At 62.3% G+C, this 18483-nt stretch carries 14 protein-coding genes and 5 tRNA genes; 17 read left to right on the top strand and 2 right to left on the bottom strand.

Going from position 1 to position 18483, the window contains the following annotated elements; translation table 11 throughout:
* Positions 1-212: 212 nt before the first annotated feature.
* The 7 genes from CAG44_RS04600 to astE all read left to right on the top strand — a co-directional run bounded on the left by CAG44_RS04600 (position 213) and on the right by astE (position 7868).
* Complete coding sequence (locus tag CAG44_RS04600; RefSeq protein WP_013973653.1) at positions 213-1433, top strand: aspartate aminotransferase family protein; 1221 nt, start codon at positions 213-215, stop codon at positions 1431-1433.
* A 148-nt stretch (positions 1434-1581) separates the two neighbouring features.
* Positions 1582-2601 carry an arginine/ornithine succinyltransferase subunit alpha gene (aruF, locus tag CAG44_RS04595; protein WP_025340125.1) on the top strand — a complete coding sequence of 340 codons (1020 nt, stop codon included), beginning with the start codon at positions 1582-1584 and terminating at the stop codon, positions 2599-2601.
* 78 nt (positions 2602-2679) lie between these two features.
* The gene (astA, locus tag CAG44_RS04590; protein WP_085589092.1) at positions 2680-3708 is read left to right on the top strand and encodes an arginine N-succinyltransferase; all 1029 of its coding nucleotides are present in this window, start codon (positions 2680-2682) and stop codon (positions 3706-3708) included.
* Positions 3709-5172 carry a succinylglutamate-semialdehyde dehydrogenase gene (gene astD, locus CAG44_RS04585; protein WP_085691661.1) on the top strand — a complete coding sequence of 488 codons (1464 nt, stop codon included), beginning with the start codon at positions 3709-3711 and terminating at the stop codon, positions 5170-5172.
* A gap of 23 nt (positions 5173-5195) precedes the next feature.
* The gene (gene astB / locus CAG44_RS04580) at positions 5196-6545 is read left to right on the top strand and encodes an N-succinylarginine dihydrolase (protein ID WP_085589089.1); all 1350 of its coding nucleotides are present in this window, start codon (positions 5196-5198) and stop codon (positions 6543-6545) included.
* A 14-nt stretch (positions 6546-6559) separates the two neighbouring features.
* Positions 6560-6850 carry a topoisomerase II gene (locus CAG44_RS04575; protein ID WP_003256592.1) on the top strand — a complete coding sequence of 97 codons (291 nt, stop codon included), beginning with the start codon at positions 6560-6562 and terminating at the stop codon, positions 6848-6850.
* Positions 6851-6860: 10 nt separating this feature from the next.
* On the top strand, positions 6861-7868 hold the full coding sequence (gene astE / locus CAG44_RS04570; protein WP_075045959.1) for a succinylglutamate desuccinylase: 1008 nt from the start codon (positions 6861-6863) through the stop codon (positions 7866-7868).
* Positions 7869-7889: 21 nt separating this feature from the next.
* Here the strand turns inward: astE and CAG44_RS04565 are convergent, their stop codons facing one another.
* On the bottom strand, positions 7890-9170 hold the full coding sequence (locus tag CAG44_RS04565; protein ID WP_085691660.1) for a M91 family zinc metallopeptidase: 1281 nt from the start codon (positions 9168-9170) through the stop codon (positions 7890-7892).
* Between the two features lie 265 nt (positions 9171-9435).
* On the opposite strand from CAG44_RS04565, the gene alaS reads away from it, so the two are divergent.
* From alaS to mgtE, 8 genes are all read left to right on the top strand, one after another.
* Complete coding sequence (gene alaS / locus CAG44_RS04560) at positions 9436-12060, top strand: alanine--tRNA ligase (RefSeq protein ID WP_025340119.1); 2625 nt, start codon at positions 9436-9438, stop codon at positions 12058-12060.
* Positions 12061-12305: 245 nt separating this feature from the next.
* Positions 12306-13541, top strand: coding sequence for an aspartate kinase (locus tag CAG44_RS04555; RefSeq protein WP_013973645.1), 1236 nt, complete (start codon positions 12306-12308; stop codon positions 13539-13541).
* Positions 13542-13705: 164 nt separating this feature from the next.
* Positions 13706-13894: a carbon storage regulator CsrA gene (gene csrA, locus CAG44_RS04550; RefSeq protein WP_003254503.1), complete on the top strand. Its 189-nt coding sequence runs from the start codon at positions 13706-13708 to the stop codon at positions 13892-13894.
* Between the two features lie 72 nt (positions 13895-13966).
* Positions 13967-14057, top strand: a tRNA-Ser gene (locus CAG44_RS04545).
* Positions 14058-14163: 106 nt separating this feature from the next.
* Positions 14164-14240 (top strand) — tRNA-Arg (locus CAG44_RS04540).
* A 71-nt stretch (positions 14241-14311) separates the two neighbouring features.
* Positions 14312-14388, top strand: a tRNA-Arg gene (locus tag CAG44_RS04535).
* A gap of 73 nt (positions 14389-14461) precedes the next feature.
* Positions 14462-14538, top strand: a tRNA-Arg gene (locus tag CAG44_RS04530).
* A 530-nt stretch (positions 14539-15068) separates the two neighbouring features.
* Positions 15069-16511, top strand: a complete 1443-nt coding sequence (gene mgtE, locus CAG44_RS04525; protein WP_085691659.1) for a magnesium transporter — start codon at positions 15069-15071, stop codon at positions 16509-16511.
* 226 nt (positions 16512-16737) lie between these two features.
* Here mgtE and CAG44_RS04520 read toward each other — a convergent pair whose 3' ends face one another.
* A complete protein-coding gene (locus CAG44_RS04520) occupies positions 16738-17064 on the bottom strand; it encodes an Arc family DNA-binding protein (RefSeq protein ID WP_012273554.1) in 327 nt (108 codons plus the stop codon).
* A 345-nt stretch (positions 17065-17409) separates the two neighbouring features.
* Here CAG44_RS04520 and phnN point away from each other — a divergent pair, with 345 nt between their 5' ends.
* Together phnN and CAG44_RS04505 are read left to right on the top strand one after the other, a co-directional pair.
* On the top strand, positions 17410-18003 hold the full coding sequence (phnN, locus tag CAG44_RS04510; RefSeq protein WP_085589085.1) for a phosphonate metabolism protein/1,5-bisphosphokinase (PRPP-forming) PhnN: 594 nt from the start codon (positions 17410-17412) through the stop codon (positions 18001-18003).
* A 111-nt stretch (positions 18004-18114) separates the two neighbouring features.
* Positions 18115-18191, top strand: a tRNA-Arg gene (locus CAG44_RS04505).
* Positions 18192-18483: the final 292 nt, after the last annotated feature.

Genomic DNA, 18483 nt, shown 5'->3' with positions numbered 1-18483 from the left:
TTCTATATGTGTACACCCGTTCACCCAGCCCCCTCTCTCCCGTACACTGCGCGATTGCGACAGTGTTTGTCGCATTGCCGAAAGCCTTGTCAAAACTGGGTTTTGCGCTGTAACAAGTTGTCGCTTGGCCGCAAGGACAGGCGCGGATCAGTCCTTACAATCCCCCCATCGCTCGCCACTTCCAGGCCAGCGTTCCTCTTCAGGAGACTCAGATGTCCGTTGAGCAAGCCCCGGTGCAACGTGCCGATTTCGACCAGGTCATGGTCCCCAACTATTCTCCGGCGGCCTTCATTCCTGTGCGAGGCGAGGGTTCCCGCGTCTGGGACCAGTCGGGTCGCGAATTGATCGACTTTGCCGGTGGCATCGCGGTCAACGCCCTGGGCCACTGCCACCCGGCACTGGTCAAGGCCCTGACCGAGCAAGCCAACACCCTCTGGCACGTATCCAACGTGTTCACCAACGAGCCGGCCCTGCGCCTGGCCCACAAGCTGGTGGACGCCACCTTTGCCGACCGTGCGTTCTTCTGCAACTCCGGCGCCGAGTCCAACGAGGCCGCCTTCAAGCTGGCCCGTCGTGTTGCCCACGACCGCTTCGGCCCGGAAAAGCACGAAATCATCGCCACCGTGAACAGCTTCCACGGCCGTACCCTGTTCACCGTCAGCGTCGGTGGCCAGCCGAAGTACTCCGATGGCTTCGGCCCGAAGATCACCGGCATCAGCCATGTGCCGTACAACGACCTGGAAGCGCTGAAGGCACAGATTTCCGACAAGACCTGCGCCGTGGTGATCGAGCCGATCCAGGGCGAGAGCGGCGTGGTGCCGGCCGACAAGGCCTACCTGGAAGGCGCGCGCAAACTGTGTGACGAACACAACGCCCTGCTGATCTTCGACGAAGTGCAGACCGGCGTTGGCCGTACCGGTTCGCTGTATGCCTACCAGCACTACGGCGTTACCCCGGACATCCTGACCAGCGCGAAGAGCCTGGGCGGCGGTTTCCCGATCGGTGCCATGCTGACCACCACCGAGCTGGCCAAGCACCTGGCCGTTGGCACCCACGGCACCACCTACGGCGGCAACCCGCTGGGCTGCGCTGTCGCCTGCGCGGTGCTGGACGTGGTCAACACCCCGGAAACCCTGGCCGGCATCAAGGCCAAGCATGAGCGCTTCAAGGTCCGCCTGGAGCAGATCGGCCAGAAGTACAACCTGTTCAGCCAAGTGCGTGGCGTTGGCCTGCTGCTGGGCTGCGTGCTGACCGAAGCCTGGAAAGGCAAGGCCAAGGACGTGCTCAACGCCGCCGAGAAAGAAGGCGTGATGGTGCTGCAGGCCGGCCCGGATGTGGTCCGCTTCGCACCAAGCCTGGTGGTTGAAGACGCCGACATCGACGAAGGCCTGGACCGCTTCGAGCGCGCCGTGGCCACCCTGACCAAGGGCTGATCCGCCTGCGGTTCCTTCGCCGGCCCCGGTACAGGCTCAACCCGAGCCTGTACCGGGGCCGGTGATACCCGATTCCAGTGCAGGTGCCAGTGCACCTGCCGTTTTTCCGTGCCGCCGTGAGCGGCCCGTATTCCAAAGGAGTGACACCATGCTGGTGATGCGCCCCGCGCAAATGGCTGATCTGAACGAAGTGCAGCGCATGGCTGCAGACAGCCCCATTGGTGTCACCTCGCTGCCGGACGACACCGCTCGCCTGGGCGACAAGATCGCCGCATCCGAGACTTCCTTCGCCGCCGAGGTCAGCTTCAACGGTGAAGAAAGCTATTTCTTCGTGCTCGAGGACAGCGAAACCGGCAAGCTGGCCGGTTGTTCCGCCATCGTCGCTTCGGCCGGCTACTCCGAGCCGTTCTACAGCTTTCGTAACGAGACCTTCGTGCACGCCTCGCGCGAGCTGAAGATCCATAACAAGATCCACGTGTTGTCGCTGTGCCATGACCTGACCGGCAACAGCCTGCTGACCAGCTTCTATGTGCTGCCGGAACTGGTGAACAGCGGCTGGGCCGAGCTCAATTCGCGCGGCCGCCTGCTGTTCATGGCCGCTCACCCGGAGCGTTTCGCCGACTCGGTGGTGACCGAGATCGTCGGCTACAGCGACGAGCAGGGTGAATCGCCGTTCTGGGATGCCATCGGCCGCAACTTCTTCGACCTCAACTATGCCCACGCCGAGCGCCTGTGCGGCCTGAAGAGCCGCACCTTCCTCGCCGAACTGATGCCGCACTACCCGATCTACGTGCCGCTGCTGCCTGACCTGGCGCAGGAAGCCATGGGCCAGGTGCACCCGCGGGCGCAGATTACCTTCGACATCCTCATGCGCGAAGGCTTCGAGACCGAGCACTACATCGACATCTTCGATGGCGGCCCGACCCTGCATGCGCGTACCTCGGGTATCCGCTCCATCGCCCAGAGCCGGGTGGTGCCGGTGAAGCTCGAGGACGCCCCGGTCAAGGGCGGGCGCCCGTACCTGGTGTGCAACGGCCAGTTGCAGGACTACCGGGCGGTACTGCTGGACCTGGACTGGGTGCCGGGCAAACCGGTCAGCCTGAGCCCGGCCGCCGCCGAGGCGCTGGGGGTGGGCGAGGGTGCCAGCGTGCGTCTGGTTGCGGTCTGAGGTCTGGCAACAGACGTTTCGGGATTGATGCGTTAGAAGAGTTTCGCGCCGGCCGCCGCCGCCGCAAAAGGAGATAGCATGATCGTTCGTCCTGTACGCAGCAGCGATTTGCCTGCGTTGATCGAATTGGCACGCAGCACCGGTACCACCGGGCTGACCACGCTGCCGGCCAACGAAGAGCGCCTGGGGCATCGCGTTGGCTGGGCGGAGAAGAGCTTCCGCGGCGAAGCCGAGCGTGGCGACACCGACTACCTGTTCGTGCTGGAAAACGACGAAGGCATGGTGGTGGGCATCAGTGCCATCGCCGGTGCCGTCGGCCTGCGCGAGCCTTGGTACAACTACCGGGTCGGCCTGACGGTCAGCGCCTCGCAGGAGCTGAAGATCTACCGCGAAATCCCCACCCTGTTCCTGGCCAACGACCTGACCGGCAACTCCGAGCTGTGCTCGCTGTTCCTGCGCAGCGACTACCGCTCCGGCCTCAACGGCCGCTTGCTGTCGCGGGCGCGCATGCTGTTCATCGCCGAGTTCCCCGAGCTGTTCGGCAAGAAGATCATCGCCGAAATGCGCGGCATGTCCGACGAGCAGGGCCGCTCGCCGTTCTGGGAAAGCCTGGGCCGGCACTTCTTCAAGATGGAGTTCAGCCAGGCCGACTACCTCACCGGCGTGGGCAACAAGTCGTTCATTGCCGAACTGATGCCGAAGTTCCCGCTGTACACCTGCTTCCTGTCCGAAGCGGCGCGCAACGTGATCGGCCGCGTGCACAAGGACACCGAGCCGGCGCTGGCCATGCTCAAGCAGGAAGGCTTCAACTACCAGGGCTACGTCGACATCTTCGACGCCGGCCCCGCCATCGAGTGCGACACCTCCAAGATCCGCGCCGTGCGCGAGAGCCAGACCCTGGTGCTGGCGGTGGGCACGCCGGGCGATGACGCGACGCCTTACATCATCCACAACCGCAAGCGCGACGACTGCCGCATCACGGCTGCACCTGCGCGGCTGGCTGCCGGTACCCTGGTGGTCGACCCCCTGACCGCCAAGCGCCTGCGCATGGGCGCCGGCGACAACGTGCGCGCCGTGCCGCTGTCGGCAAGCCGGGAGGCCCAGTAAATGACCACGCATTACATCGCAGGCAATTGGCAGGTTGGCCAGGGCGAAACCCTACAGTCGCTCAACCCGGTGACGCAAGCCGTCGTCTGGGAGGGGCAGGGCGCTGACGCCAGCCAGGTGGATGCCGCCGTGCAGGCAGCCCGTCAGGCCTTCCCGGCCTGGGCGCAATTGAGCCTGGAAGCGCGTATCGATTTGCTGGAGAAGTTCGCCACGCAACTGAAAGCGCATGCCGAAGCCATGGCCCAGTGCATCGGTGAGGAAACCGGCAAGCCCCTGTGGGAGTCGGCGACCGAAGTCACCAGCATGATCAACAAGGTAGCGATCTCGGTGCAGAGCTACCGCGAGCGCACCGGCGAAAAGAGCGGCCCGCTGGCCGATGCCACGGCCGTGCTGCGGCACAAGCCCCATGGTGTGGTGGCGGTGTTCGGCCCTTACAACTTCCCCGGCCACCTGCCCAACGGCCATATCGTGCCGGCGCTGCTGGCGGGCAACTGCGTGGTGTTCAAGCCCAGTGAGCTGACGCCCAAGGTCGCCGAGCTGACCGTCAATTGCTGGATTGCCGCCGGGCTGCCGGCGGGTGTGCTCAACCTGGTGCAGGGCGCGCGCGAAACCGGTGTGGCGCTGGCCGCCAACCCGGGTATCGATGGCCTGTTCTTCACCGGCTCCAGCCGCACCGGCAACCTGTTGCACCAGCAGTTCGCCGGCCGCCCGGACAAGATTTTGGCCCTGGAGATGGGCGGCAACAACCCGCTGGTGGTGGACGAGGTCAAGGACCTCGATGCGGCGGTGTACACCATTATCCAGTCGGCGTTCATTTCCGCCGGCCAGCGCTGCACCTGCGCCCGCCGTCTGCTGGTGCCGCAAGGCGCCTGGGGCGATGCGCTGATCACGCGCCTGGTCGAGGTGAGCAAATCCATCACGGTCGGTGCGTTCGACCAGCAGCCGGCGCCGTTCATGGGCTCGGTGATTTCGCTGCAGGCAGCGCGGGCGCTGATTGCAGCCCAGGCCGAACTGGTCGCCAAGGGCGCCGTGAAGCTGCTGGAAATGACCCAGCCACAGGCCGATGCCGCACTGCTGACCCCGGGCATTGTCGATGTCACCGCGGTGGCCGAGCGCCCGGACGAAGAGTTCTTCGGCCCGCTGCTGCAGGTGATCCGCTATGCCGACTTCGATGCCGCCATCGATGAGGCCAACAACACCCAGTACGGCCTGGCTGCCGGCTTGCTGTCCGATTCCCGCGCCCGTTACCAGTACTTCTGGCTGCGCAGCCGCGCTGGCATCGTCAACTGGAACAAGCAACTGACCGGTGCCGCCAGCAGTGCACCGTTCGGCGGCGTGGGCGCCAGTGGCAACCATCGCGCCAGCGCCTATTACGCAGCGGACTACTGCGCTTACCCCGTGGCTTCGCTGGAGACCGCCAGCCTTGCCTTGCCGGCAACCCTGACGCCGGGCGTCACCCTATAACAACAGGTCACGGAGCCTAGCCGATGAAATCCTATGAAGTGAATTTTGATGGCCTGGTGGGGCCTACCCACAACTATGGCGGCCTGTCCTACGGCAACGTGGCTTCGCAGAGCAACAGCCAGCAGGGTTCCAACCCGCGCGAAGCCGCGCGCCAGGGCCTGGCGAAGATGAAAGCGCTGGCCGACATGGGCTTCAAGCAGGGCGTGCTGGCGCCGCAGGAGCGCCCGGACGTGGCCGCACTGCGCCGCCTGGGCTTCAGCGGCAGCGATGCCGAAGTGATCCAGCGTGCCGCCAAGGAGGCCATGCCATTGCTGGTGGCCAGCTGCTCGGCCTCGAGCATGTGGGTGGCCAACGCCGCCACGGTCAGCCCCAGTGCCGACACTGCCGATGGCCGCGTGCACTTCACTGCTGCCAACCTCAACTGCAAGTACCACCGCAGTATCGAGCACCCGACCACCAGCCGAGTGCTGGGTGCCATGTTCAGCAACGACAAGCACTTTGCCCACCACGAGGCACTGCCTGCCGTGGCACAGTTCGGTGACGAGGGGGCAGCCAACCACACGCGCTTCTGCCGTGCATATGGCGAGGCCGGCGTGGAGTTCTTCGTCTACGGCCGCAGCGCCTTCGACAGCCGCTACCCGGCGCCGCAGAAGTACCCGGCCCGGCAAACCCTGGAAGCCTCCCAGGCTGTGGCTCGGCTGCATGGCCTGAGCGATGACGGCGTGGTCTACGCTCAACAGAACCCGGCCGTGATCGACCAGGGCGTGTTCCATAACGATGTAATTGCGGTGGGTAACGGCGAGGTGCTGTTCTATCACGAGGACGCTTTCCTCGACACCGAGGCGGTACTTGGCCAGCTGCGAGCTAAACTGGCCAGCAAGGGTGGCAACTTCCAGGCCATCTGCGTGCCGCGGGCAGCGGTGACGGTAGAGGACGCGGTGCGTTCCTATCTGTTCAACAGCCAGCTGCTCAGCCGCGACGACGGCTCCATGCTGTTGGTGGTGCCGGAAGAGTGCCGCAACAACGAGCGGGTCTGGGCCTACCTGGGCCAGTTGACCAGCCAGGGCGGCGCGGTGAAGGAGGTCAAGGTATTCGACCTCAAGCAGAGCATGCAGAACGGCGGTGGGCCAGCTTGCCTGCGTTTGCGCGTGGCGTTGAAGGAAACGGAACTGGCAGCGGTCAACCAAGGCGTTATCATGACCGCCTCGCTGTACGACACCCTGTTGCAGTGGGTCGACAAGCATTACCGCGATCGCCTTGGCGAGGCGGACCTGGCCGACCCGCAGTTGCTGGTGGAATGCCGTACGGCACTGGACGAATTGACCCAGATCCTGAAGTTGGGCTCGGTGTATCCGTTCCAACGCCAACCTTGAAGAGAGACTTTGCAATGACCGACGCCCTGCGCCTTATCCTGGAAGATGAAGACGGCACCCAGCTGGAAACTTCCTGCACCCGCTTTGCCGTGGTCTGGCAAGGCAAGGAAGTGTGGATTCAACAGGATGGTCGTGGCCAGCTGCTGATCGGCGTGGATGTCGAGGAAGACGACACCGAGTACGCCAACTTGCTGCTGCGCCCGATGGCCACCAACCTGGTCAGCCTGCAGCTGGAAATGGAACCGGCGGAGGTCGGCGAAGACGACGATCACGTCCATGGCCCCGACTGCGGCCACCACCACTAAGGAAGTACCTATGCTCGCCCTTGGCAAATTGCTTGAGCTGACCCTCACCGATCACGAACCGGCCGAGAAGACCCAAGTGACACCCAAGGGCGCGCGTTTGCGTTGGCTGGGGGAGGGCGCGCTCGAAGTGCGCCCGGCCGAAAACGAGGATTGCGGGCTGGACTTGCTGTTGTCCGCCGGCATCCACGGCAACGAAACGGCACCGATCGAGTTGCTCGAGCGGCTGCTGCATGGCGTGGCCAACGGCAAGATCAAACCCAAGGCCCGGGTGCTGTTCCTGTTCGGCAACCCGGCAGCGATCCGCAAGGGCGAGCGCTTCATCGAGCAGGACATCAACCGCCTGTTCAACGGCCGCCACGAGCTGTCCAGTGGCTTCGAGGCATTGCGTGCCGCCGAGCTGGAACAGTTCGCCAGGGTGTTCTTCAGCAAGCCGGGGCGCAACCGCCTGCACTACGACCTGCATACCGCCATCCGCGGCTCAAAGATCGAGCAGTTCGCCTTGTACCCTTATAAAGAGGGGCGCAAGCATTCCCGTCGCGAGCTGGCACGCCTGGCGGCGGCGGGCATGGAGGCGGTGTTGCTGCAAAGCAAATCCTCCATCACCTTCAGCGCCTTCACCTACGAGCAGCTGGAGGCCGAGGCCTTTACCCTGGAACTGGGCAAGGCTCGACCGTTCGGCCAGAACGAGCTGGTCAACCTGGACAAGCTGGAAGCGAGGCTGATCCACATCATCGAAGACACCGAGCCACAGGGCGAAGGCTCTCTGGATGGCCTGCAGCTGTTCAGCGTGTCCCGTGAGATCATCAAGCACAGCGACAGCTTCCACCTGCACCTGCCGGCGGACATCGAGAATTTCTCCGAGCTGAGCAAGGGTTACCTGCTGGCCGAAGACCTGGCCGAGACGCGCTGGGTAGTCGAGGAGGAGGGCGCGCGCATCATCTTCCCCAACCCCAAGGTCAAAAATGGTCTCAGGGCGGGGATTCTGATCGTTCCTGACTCCGGCCAGCGACTAGGCTGAGCTGGCCCCGATACCCTGGGCTCACGGCTGTGTGCGCAGCTCCAGTTGCAGCGCCTGGCGCAGCCCGTTTTCAGTGAAGGCGGGTGGGTTGGTGTTCAGGGCGGTGCTGCCGCCGAATGTGAACTTGCAATCGGTGGGTAAGCCGATGCTTTGCAGGAGCAGGTTGTCCACCGGATAAGCGCCGTTTTTGCCTTTAACCTCGGTCTGGCCCGGAAAGACGGTGCCTGACATCGAGTTCCAGCCTTGGCAAAGGCAGCGGTAAAGGTCGAGTAGTGGCAGTTGCGCAGCGGTCGACCAGCCTGGGTTGTATGCCAGGGTGCCGCCACTGTAGCCCCAGCTACTCTGGTTTTCGTCGATGATGAAGTGGCCTTCGTCTTCATCTTCTTCGTGGTCACTGGGTGTATAGGTCGTGAATTGGTGTCTGGATGCTTCGATCAGGCTGATCGGTGTCCCGGACTGCCCGGCCTTTTTATCCAGGGCCGCCAGTAGCGCCTGGCCGCAGGGTAGTTTGCGCAGCAGCTCCAGCGCATCCTGTGCCGCTTGCCTGAACGGGTCGCTACCCGTCACTCGCACGCCGATATTGCCCAGGGCCTGATGTTCGGGCGTCACGGGCCGGGCCAGTCGTGCATCGTTTTCGGTATCGCGGTAGAGCTCGACCCTGGAGGACTCGCGGCCAAGCAGGCGGTGCCCCGTGACGTTGACAACCGCGTCGCCCTTGTCGATGAGTACCGGGCCGCTACCGACCACAATCTGGTGCGTGCCGGTATGGGCATCGATGTGGACGATACCTGCGCCGGTCTCGATCCTGTTGCCGCTCCCGATCATGTCGATCAGCACCGTCTTCTTCACCTCCGGGGCGATGACGACGTGGTGATTGCCATCGGTGAGGCGAATGGCGATGGCTTGGGCGGTATGCGCGGCGACCATGAATACCGCATCGTTGATGGTCACTTCCAGCAGGCATTCGCGCGGGGCGATACGTACGCGCTTTTGCTGCTCATCCGCGCGCAGCGCACGCGGGGCCACGTTGAAGACCAGCAGCTCGCTGTTCTGGGTGCTGCGGCGATAGCGCCGCCCCAATGGATAGGCGCGTTCGAGGGTGATTCGCACATTTTCGTCGGCCTGGATGTACTTGACCTCGGTCTGCTGCCGAGGGTTGTCTTCGTTATTGTCGAAGGCGGTTTGCGAGTGGCCGGGTTCCCGTGCGTCGATGTAGTAGATCGGTCTCGGGTTGGCCTGCATGATGCCGTGGGGTAGCGGATGCGGGTCCGAGTGGAGTTTGGAGAGGTTCAGCTCAGGCATGGAGTGCTCCGGCAGTGAGGGTGGGCCGGCAGGATCCCGTTCCACTGCGCGGGTCAGGTGTTGCTTATGTACCGCATGGGTGGGCCTGCAGGTCTGCTTTTCCGCCTTGGCCGTGCTCATGAACGGCTTTTCATCCGCCGATTGCTGTTCTGGTGTACAAACACACTGTATCTCCCGTTCAGGCTGGATATAATGGCGCCCTTTGCCGTCGTTTCGTCGATTCGACGTATTAGCCCAAACGGCCGCCGTTTCCGTGGAAGAACCTATGAAAAGCGCAGAAATCCGTGAAGCCTTCCTTCGCTTCTTCGAAGAGCAGGGACATACCCGAGTCGCCTCCAGTTCGCTGATCCCGAACAACGACCCGACCCTGCTGTTCACCAATGCCGGCATGAACCAGTTCAAGGACTGCTTCCTCGGTGCGGAGAAGCGTGCCTACACGCGTGCCGTCAGCAGCCAGAAGTGCGTGCGCGCCGGCGGCAAGCACAACGACCTGGAAAACGTCGGTTACACCGCGCGTCACCACACTTTCTTCGAAATGCTGGGCAACTTCAGCTTCGGTGACTATTTCAAGCGCGATGCGATCACCTTCGCCTGGACCTTCCTGACTTCGGAAAAATGGCTGAACCTGCCCAAGGAAAAGCTCTGGGTCACCGTCTACGCCACTGACGACGAAGCCTACGATATCTGGACCAAGGAAGTCGGCGTGCCGGCCGAGCGCATGGTGCGCATCGGCGACAACAAGGGCGCCCCGTACGCCTCCGACAACTTCTGGACCATGGGCGACACCGGCCCGTGCGGCCCGTGCACCGAGATCTTCTACGACCACGGCCCGGACATCTGGGGCGGCCCACCCGGCTCGCCGGAAGAAGACGGCGATCGCTACATCGAGATCTGGAACAACGTCTTCATGCAGTTCAACCGCACCGCCGACGGCGTGCTGCACCCGCTGCCAGCGCCGTCGGTAGACACCGGCATGGGCCTGGAGCGCGTCAGCGCCGTGCTGCAGCACGTGCACTCGAACTACGAGATCGACCTGTTCCAGAACCTGCTGTCGGCCGCGGCCAAGGCCATCGGTTGCGGCAATGAGGGGCAGGCCTCGCTGAAAGTGGTCGCCGACCACATCCGTTCGTGCGGCTTCCTGATCGCCGACGGCGTGCTGCCGTCCAACGAAGGCCGTGGCTATGTGCTGCGCCGCATCATTCGTCGCGCCTGCCGCCACGGTAACAAGCTGGGCGCCAAAGGCAGCTTCTTCTACCAGATCGTTGCCGCGCTGGTCGCCGAAATGGGCGAGGCCTTCCCGGAACTGAACAGCCAGCAGGCGCACATCGAACGCGTGCTCAAGGCTGAAGAAGAACAATTCGCCAAGACCCTGGAGCAGGGCCTGCGCATCCTCGAGCAGGACCTGGCCCAGCTGAAGGGCGAGGTGGTGCCGGGCGATGTGGTGTTCAAGCTGTACGACACCTACGGCTTCCCGATGGACCTGACCGCCGACATCGCCCGCGAGCGCGAGCTGACCATCGACGAAGCCGGCTTCGAGCGCGAGATGGACGCCCAGCGTGAGCGCGCCCGTTCCGCCAGCGCCTTCGGCATGGACTACAACAGCCTGGTCAAGGTCGACAGCGCCACCGAGTTCCTCGGCTACGAGGCCACCGAAGGCCAGGGCAAGATCATCGCCCTGTACAAGGACGGCCAGGCTGTCGACCAGCTGGGTGAAGGCGAGCAGGGCGTGGTCGTGCTCGACCGCACGCCGTTCTACGCCGAATCCGGTGGCCAGGTGGGTGACACCGGCTACCTGCAGGCTGGCGCTGCGCGCTTCGACGTGCGCGACACCACCAAGACCGGTGGTGCCTTCCTGCACCACGGCGTGGTTGCCAGCGGTGCGCTGGTGATCGGTTCGCCGGTTCAGGCCAAGGTCGATGCCGACGTGCAGCACGCCACCTCGCTGAACCACTCCGCCACCCACCTGCTGCACGAAGCGCTGCGCCAGGTGCTGGGCGAGCACGTGCAGCAGAAAGGCTCGCTGGTCGACAGCCAGCGCCTGCGTTTCGACTTCAGCCACTTCGAGGCGGTGAAACCGGAGCAGATCAAGGCCCTGGAAGACATCGTCAACCGCGAAGTGCGCAAGAACACTGCGGTGGAAACCGAACTGACCGACATCGAAACCGCCAAGGCCAAGGGTGCCATGGCGCTGTTCGGCGAGAAGTACGGCGACACCGTGCGTGTGCTGAGCATGGGCGGCGATTTCTCGGTGGAGCTGTGCGGCGGTATCCACGCCAAGCGCACCGGTGACATCAGCCTGTTCAAGATCATCAGCGAAGGCGGCGTGGCCTCTGGCGTGCGCCGTATCGAAGCGGTCACCGGCGCTGCTGCGCTGGCCTACCTGAACGCTGCCGAAGAGCAGGTCAAGGAAGCCGCGCAGCTGGTGAAGGGTAACCGCGACAACCTGATCGACAAGCTGTCGGCTGTGCTCGAGCGCAACCGCCAGCTGGAGAAGCAGCTGGAACAGCTGCAGGCCAAGGCCGCCAGCGCCGCCGGGGATGATCTCTCCAATGCGGCCGTTGAGGTCAAGGGCGCCAAGGTGCTCGCCGCCCGCCTGGATGGGCAGGACGGCAAGGCCCTGCTGGCGCTGGTCGATCAGCTGAAGAACAAGCTCGGCCACGCAGTGATCCTGCTGGGCAGCGAGCATGAGGGCAAGGTCGTGCTGGTGGCCGGCGTGACCAAGGACCTCTCCAGCCAACTCAAGGCTGGCGATCTGATGAAACAAGCCGCTGCGGCGGTGGGTGGCAAGGGCGGTGGCCGTCCGGACATGGCCCAGGGTGGTGGCGTCGACGTCGCTGCACTGGACCAGGCCCTGGCGCTGGCCGTGCCATTCGCAGAGCAGGGACTTTGAGATGAGGGGGCCGGCGGTCTAGTGGCCTGTACGGCTAATTCTTGCGCTCAAATTCGAGTGCCAGGGTTTGCCGCGCAAGGCGCCGCGACGAGTCGTAGCCGGGCTACGGCGAGGAGTGGCAACGCAGCGAGGCGAATCCTGGTGCCGAATTTGGGTGCAAGAATTAGCCACACAGGCCACTCCCATCCGGCCTCTTCATGTTGGATTGTTTTTTGGGGCCCTGTATGGGCTGAGGCACCATTGAAATGGCGTTGATCGTACAGAAATTTGGCGGCACCTCTGTCGGTTCCATCGAGCGGATCGAGCAGGTAGCCGATAAGGTCAAGAAACACCGTGAGGCGGGCGACGACCTGGTGGTTGTGTTGTCGGCCATGAGCGGTGAAACCAATCGCCTGATCGACCTGGCCAAGCAGATCACCGATCAGCCGGTTCCGCGTGAACTGGACGTGATCGTGTCGACCGGTGAGCAGGTCACCATTGCCTTGCTGACCATGGCCTTGATCAAGCGTGGTGTGCCAGCGGTGTCCTACACCGGCAACCAGGTGCGCATTCTCACCGACAGCGCGCACAACAAGGCGCGCATCCTGCAGATCGACGACCAGAAGATTCGTGCCGACCTCAAGGAAGGCCGCGTGGTCGTGGTAGCGGGCTTCCAGGGCGTCGACGAGCACGGCAGCATCACCACCCTGGGCCGTGGCGGCTCCGACACCACGGGCGTGGCCCTGGCGGCTGCGCTGAAGGCTGACGAGTGCCAGATCTACACCGACGTCGATGGCGTCTACACCACCGACCCGCGCGTTGTGCCACAGGCCCAGCGCCTGGAGAAGATCACCTTCGAAGAGATGCTGGAAATGGCCAGCCTCGGTTCCAAGGTGCTGCAGATCCGTTCGGTGGAGTTCGCCGGCAAGTACAACGTTCCGCTGCGCGTGCTGCACAGCTTCAAGGAGGGTCCGGGTACCCTCATTACCATTGATGAAGAGGAATCCATGGAACAGCCGATCATTTCCGGTATCGCCTTCAACCGTGATGAAGCCAAGCTGACCATTCGCGGCGTGCCGGACACCCCGGGCGTGGCCTTCAAGATCCTCGGCCCGATCAGCGCCTCGAACATCGAGGTCGACATGATCGTGCAGAACGTTGCCCACGATAACACCACCGACTTCACCTTCACCGTACACCGCAACGAGTACGAGAAGGCGCAGAGCGTGCTGGAAAACACTGCCCGCGAAATCGGTGCCCGTGAAGTGATCGGCGACACCAAGATCGCCAAGGTCTCGATCGTCGGCGTCGGCATGCGTTCGCACGCCGGTGTTGCCAGCCGCATGTTCGAAGCCCTGGCCAAGGAGAGCATCAACATCCAGATGATCTCCACCTCCGAGATCAAGGTTTCGGTCGTGATCGAAGAGAAGTACCTGGAGCTGGCCGTACGCGCGCTGCACACCGCGTTCGAGCTCGACGCCCCGGCACGACAGAGCGAGTAATACGCTGCCTGGAAGGGCGCGGCTTGCCGCGCCCTTCGCGTTTCTGCTCGCCACACAGGCCTGTCCTGCCCTGTGTGGCGATCAACCGGGCCCAGGTCGTCGTCCACGACCAGGCCGCGACACCCAAGACTGTTACCCCTGAATGTTTGCGTAAGGAGAAAGCTATGTTGATTCTGACTCGTCGGTGCGCCGAGAGCCTGATCATTGGAGACGGCGAGATCACCGTGACGGTGCTCGGCGTCAAAGGCAACCAGGTGCGTATTGGCGTCAGCGCCCCGAAAGAAGTGGCTGTGCACCGCGAGGAAATCTACCTGCGGATCAAGAAAGAGAAGGACGAGGAGCCAAGCCTTTAATTTTTTTGAAGTTTTTTTCAAAAAAAGGGTTGCAAACGAGGAAGAGCCTGTTTAATATTCGCCTCGTGTTGCGGTGAGGTGGCCGAGTGGCCGAAGGCGCTCCCCTGCTAAGGGAGTATACCTCATAAGGGTATCGGGGGTTCGAATCCCCCCTTCACCGCCATTATTCGCTTAGGGCGCTGTAAACAGTAAGAACGCTAAGTAGTTGATTTTAAACGAAAAAGTTCTTGCAAAAATGTTTCAGCGACCTATAATGCGCGGCAAGACACGGACTCATAGCTCAGCTGGATAGAGTACTCGGCTACGAACCGAGCGGTCGGAGGTTCGAATCCTCCTGAGTCCGCCACTTTTGAAGTGGCTTTGTTTGCAAGGCTGCTTCAAACAACCAGTGGTAATCTGGTCTAAAACTACCATCGCGGACTCATAGCTCAGCTGGATAGAGTACTCGGCTACGAACCGAGCGGTCGCAGGTTCGAATCCTGCTGAGTCCGCCACTTTTTGAAGTGGCTCTGCTTGCAAAGGCACTTCAACCAACCAGTGGTAACCTGGTCTAAAAAATACCACCACGGACTCATAGCTCAGCTGGATAGAGTACTCGGCTACGAACCGAGCGGTCGGAGGTTCGAATCCTCCTGAGTCCGCCACACCAAATCAAGAAGCCCGCTCATTTGAGCGGGCTTTTTGTTTTTCCGCGCCAATGAATTGTTGGTGATGTCGATCTAAGCTCTTCTGTAACGATTGTAGTGTAGCTTGGGGCCGCCATGCGGCCCATCGCCGGCAAGCCAGCTCCCACAGGTATCGCGCTGCTCTCTGGACTGTGTTGTCCCTGTTGGAGCTGGCTTGCCGGTGAAAGGGCTGCAAAGCAGCCCCGAATTCGATCAGGTATCGCATACACATCCAGGCACACAACAAATGTGCTTTAACCGCCAGACCCACCGTCGCACTGATAGCTTCGAGCGTTGTCCCAGCTTTATCACGCAAACGATTGTTCTGGCCAAAATTTTAAGCGATCTGACAGCTTTAGCAGTGTATGATTGCGCCCGTCAGCCCCGCCGGGGCTTGTGGAAAACCACCATGGACTTACCCAGTAGTTACTCGCTAACAAGATTCATACAGAAAGATCTGACCGATTGATTCTCCCGGCGTGCTCCGCTGCTGGGAGTGGAGTTCGCCTATGACTGAAATAGAAGTAAAAAAAGCGCAGGAAAGCCTGCAGGACCGCCTGGCCCAGGTGGTCGAACTGCTGCAACGCCAGCGCGTGGTCGAAGACCTGACCCACCGTCAGGAAGGTGCCCACAACGACCTGGTGGAAAACCTGGTCCACCGCCAGAACCTCGTCGAGCTGCAGCGCAAGCTCGATGACCTGCACCCCGCCGACATCGCCTACATCCTCGAAGCCTTGCCCCTGGAAGACCGCCTGACGGTCTGGCAGCTGGTGCGCTCGGATCGCGATGGCGACATCCTGCTGGAAGTGTCCGACGCCGTGCGGCAATCGCTGATCGCCGACATGGACGATCACGAACTGCTCGCCGCCGCCAAGGAAATGGACGCCGACGAGCTGGCCGACCTGGCTCCTGAGCTGCCGCGTGACGTTGTTCACGAGCTGATGGAAACCCTCGATGCCCAGCAACGCGAGCGCGTGCGTTCGGCGCTGAGCTACGACGAGGAGCAGGTTGGTGCGCTGATGGACTTCGAGATGGTCACCATCCGCGAAGACGTCAGCCTGGAAGTGGTGTTGCGCTACCTGCGCCGCCTGAAAGAGCTGCCGAACCACACCGACAAACTGTTCGTGGTCGACTATGACGGCATTCTCAAGGGCGTATTGCCGATCAAGCGCCTGCTGGTCAATGACCCGGAAAAGAAGGTGGCGGAGGTCATGGCGACCGACCCGGTCTCCTTCCACCCCGAGGAAGATGCGTATGATGCGGCGCAGGCCTTCGAGCGTTATGACCTGGTATCCGCGCCGGTCGTGGACAAGAACGAACGCCTGATCGGCCGCTTGACCATCGACGAAATGGTCGACCTGATTCGTGAAGAAAGCGAAAGCGAAGTGCTGAACATGGCCGGTTTGCGCGAGGAAGAAGACATCTTCGCCTCGGTCTGGCGTTCGCTGCGCAACCGCTGGGCCTGGTTGGCCATCAACCTGATTACTGCTTTCGTTGCATCGCGAGTGATCGGCCTGTTCGAAGGTTCGATCGAGAAGCTGGTGGCCCTGGCTGCGCTGATGCCGATCGTGGCGGGTATTGGTGGCAACTCCGGTAACCAGACCATCACCATGATCGTGCGCGCCATGGCGCTGGACCAGGTGTCGCCGGGCAACACCAGCCGCCTGATGCGCAAGGAGCTGGCGGTATCGCTGCTCAACGGCCTGATCTGGGGCGGGGTGATCGGTGCGGTGGCGTTCTGGCTGTATGGCAGCTGGTCGTTGGGTCTGGTGATGACTGCGGCGATGACCTTGAACCTGCTGTTGGCGGCCTTGATGGGAGTGTTGATCCCGATGACCCTGACGCGCCTGGGGCGCGACCCGGCGATGGGCTCCAGCGTGATGATTACCGCGGTGACCGACAGCGGCGGGTTCTTCATCTTCCTCGGGCTGGCCACGCTGTTCCTGCTGTAGCCGTTTAACTTCCACAAGCTGATGAGGTCCTTGTGGGAGCGGCCTTGCGTCGCGAAAGGGCTGCAAAGCAGCCCCGGAAGTATGCGCAGTGCCGCTGACATCGCGGGGCCGCTCTGCGGCCCTTTCGCGACACAAGGCCGCTCCCACAAAGGCAGTGATCCTACAGCGGCGGTAAGCCCACAAAAAAGCCAGCTTACGCTGGCTTTTTCATGTTCGGCTGCAAACCTCAGGAGGCGTCGGTAGCCATTTCCACATCGTGAGCGATGAGGGCGACCAGCGCGTTCTGCTGGCGGTGCGACAGTTGGCGGAAGCGTTGCAGCAACTCGCGTTCATGCAGGGACAGTTCAGGGCTGTCCAGGCGCATGCTCAACTCGTCACCCAGCGCACCTTCCTGGATAAGGCTCTGTTCCAGGCGCGCGATGATTTCGGAGTTCATGCTGCGGTGATGGTTGCGCGCTACCTCGGCAATGCGCTCACGCATCCCGTCTGGCAGGCGGACGACGAACTTGTCAGCGGTGCGGCTCGAATAAATAGCCTGTTTCATTGGGCGCATATAAATTGACCGGATTTTGGTTCAGGGGAAGCGGTTCTCAAATTGGCCGCACGGGGTGGTAGTACGACCGTGGCGACGACGAAATGTTCAACCGTCTGTGAAAAATGGATGCTCATCTTGCCTCATGGTCGCCGTTTCCTTGGCGTCAATTCTGTGACAAATAGTGAGCCGGATAAAGGCTTTGTGCCAGTACCAATTATCAGAAATGAGTACTGGTTTGAAAAGTTTTACATGCTCCAGCTTGCCCAATCGTCAGACTTTTGCCGTCAAAAACTGGTAAAACGCAGCAAAAGGCTGGGAAAGCCCCTAGAATGTGCCGGTTTCCCTCCATAGAGCATAGTGGCTATGCAACATGACGCAAGCGACCGCCAATCAGGGACAGGCCGGTTGATATATCTGGTAGGACCGTCGGGTTCCGGGAAAGATTCCCTGATCGATGCTTCTCGTGAGCGATTGGCAGCCGCCGGGGTGGAAATCGCCCGTCGCGTCATTACCCGGTCGGCCGAAGCCAAGGGCGAAGCCGCCCATGGAGTCTCGGCCGAACAGTTCGAAGCACTGCGCGCGCAAGGCGCGTTCGCCATGCATTGGCGAGCCAATGGCCTGGATTACGGCATTCCACTACAGGTGGACCAGTGGCTGGCGGAGGGCAGGGCGGTGCTGGTGAATGGTTCGCGGGCCTATCTGGCCGAGGCGCGTCGGCGCTACCCGAACCTGTTGGCAGTGCTGGTCGAGGTCCGGCACGAGGTGCTGCGCGAGCGCCTGGTGGCCCGCGGCCGGGAAAGCGCAGAGGAAGTCGAGCAGCGCCTGGCACGTAATGCACGCTTGCAGGCGCTGGCCGATCCGTCGCTGCATGTGCTGGACAACTCCACCACCCTGGAAACCGCGGTCGCGGCATTGTTCGCGCTGCTGCGTGATGAAGGCGTGCTGCCGCAGGTGTAGCATTGGCAGAAAAGGATTACGCGAAAAAGCCCGCGTGAGGCATGACAAACGCCAGCATGCTGGTTAACATGCTGGCCGTCCTGCTGTGCAGCGTCCGCTGCCGGTACTTGCGTCTCAGTAGCTCAATTGGATAGAGCATCCCCCTCCTAAGGGGAAGGTTGCAGGTTCAATTCCTGCCTGGGACGCCATTTCCTATCTCCCACACCCCTCTCACCCAGCGTTGGCCAGCAACGATGGCGTGCTCCATATGCCGCTCGCTTGTGCCTGCGTTCGCCTGCCATCGCAGCCGTCCCGATGTGCTTGACCGAGATGTCGCATTCTTTGGAGTAATCCTTACATCACCCCAGGTCATGTGAGTTTACTGTCTTCGCCATGAGCTTCATGGATGGCTCAGCAGCGATCGATTGCACTCCAATAATAATCGGATCTCCCCGCAGGCCAACGCTTGCGGGCGGTCTGCGCCGAGCAGCAACAAAGGCC

The organism is Pseudomonas sp. B13(2017) (assembly GCF_002113245.1).
Classification (GTDB): Bacteria; Pseudomonadota; Gammaproteobacteria; order Pseudomonadales; family Pseudomonadaceae; genus Aquipseudomonas; species Aquipseudomonas putida_Z.
This window is presented reverse-complemented; position numbering and strand designations above follow the sequence as displayed.

What these genes read in the sequence shown, in the direction of transcription:
- CAG44_RS04600 (WP_013973653.1), top strand. Translation starts at nt 213, where the DNA reads ATGTCCGTTGAGCAAGCCCCGGTGCAACGTGCCGATTTCGACCAGGTC.
- aruF (WP_025340125.1), top strand. Translation starts at nt 1,582, where the DNA reads ATGCTGGTGATGCGCCCCGCGCAAATGGCTGATCTGAACGAAGTGCAG.
- astA (WP_085589092.1), top strand. Translation starts at nt 2,680, where the DNA reads ATGATCGTTCGTCCTGTACGCAGCAGCGATTTGCCTGCGTTGATCGAA.
- astD (WP_085691661.1), top strand. Translation starts at nt 3,709, where the DNA reads ATGACCACGCATTACATCGCAGGCAATTGGCAGGTTGGCCAGGGCGAA.
- astB (WP_085589089.1), top strand. Translation starts at nt 5,196, where the DNA reads ATGAAATCCTATGAAGTGAATTTTGATGGCCTGGTGGGGCCTACCCAC.
- CAG44_RS04575 (WP_003256592.1), top strand. Translation starts at nt 6,560, where the DNA reads ATGACCGACGCCCTGCGCCTTATCCTGGAAGATGAAGACGGCACCCAG.
- astE (WP_075045959.1), top strand. Translation starts at nt 6,861, where the DNA reads ATGCTCGCCCTTGGCAAATTGCTTGAGCTGACCCTCACCGATCACGAA.
- CAG44_RS04565 (WP_085691660.1), bottom strand. Translation starts at nt 9,170, where the DNA reads ATGCCTGAGCTGAACCTCTCCAAACTCCACTCGGACCCGCATCCGCTA.
- alaS (WP_025340119.1), top strand. Translation starts at nt 9,436, where the DNA reads ATGAAAAGCGCAGAAATCCGTGAAGCCTTCCTTCGCTTCTTCGAAGAG.
- CAG44_RS04555 (WP_013973645.1), top strand. Translation starts at nt 12,306, where the DNA reads ATGGCGTTGATCGTACAGAAATTTGGCGGCACCTCTGTCGGTTCCATC.
- csrA (WP_003254503.1), top strand. Translation starts at nt 13,706, where the DNA reads ATGTTGATTCTGACTCGTCGGTGCGCCGAGAGCCTGATCATTGGAGAC.
- mgtE (WP_085691659.1), top strand. Translation starts at nt 15,069, where the DNA reads ATGACTGAAATAGAAGTAAAAAAAGCGCAGGAAAGCCTGCAGGACCGC.
- CAG44_RS04520 (WP_012273554.1), bottom strand. Translation starts at nt 17,064, where the DNA reads ATGCGCCCAATGAAACAGGCTATTTATTCGAGCCGCACCGCTGACAAG.
- phnN (WP_085589085.1), top strand. Translation starts at nt 17,410, where the DNA reads ATGCAACATGACGCAAGCGACCGCCAATCAGGGACAGGCCGGTTGATA.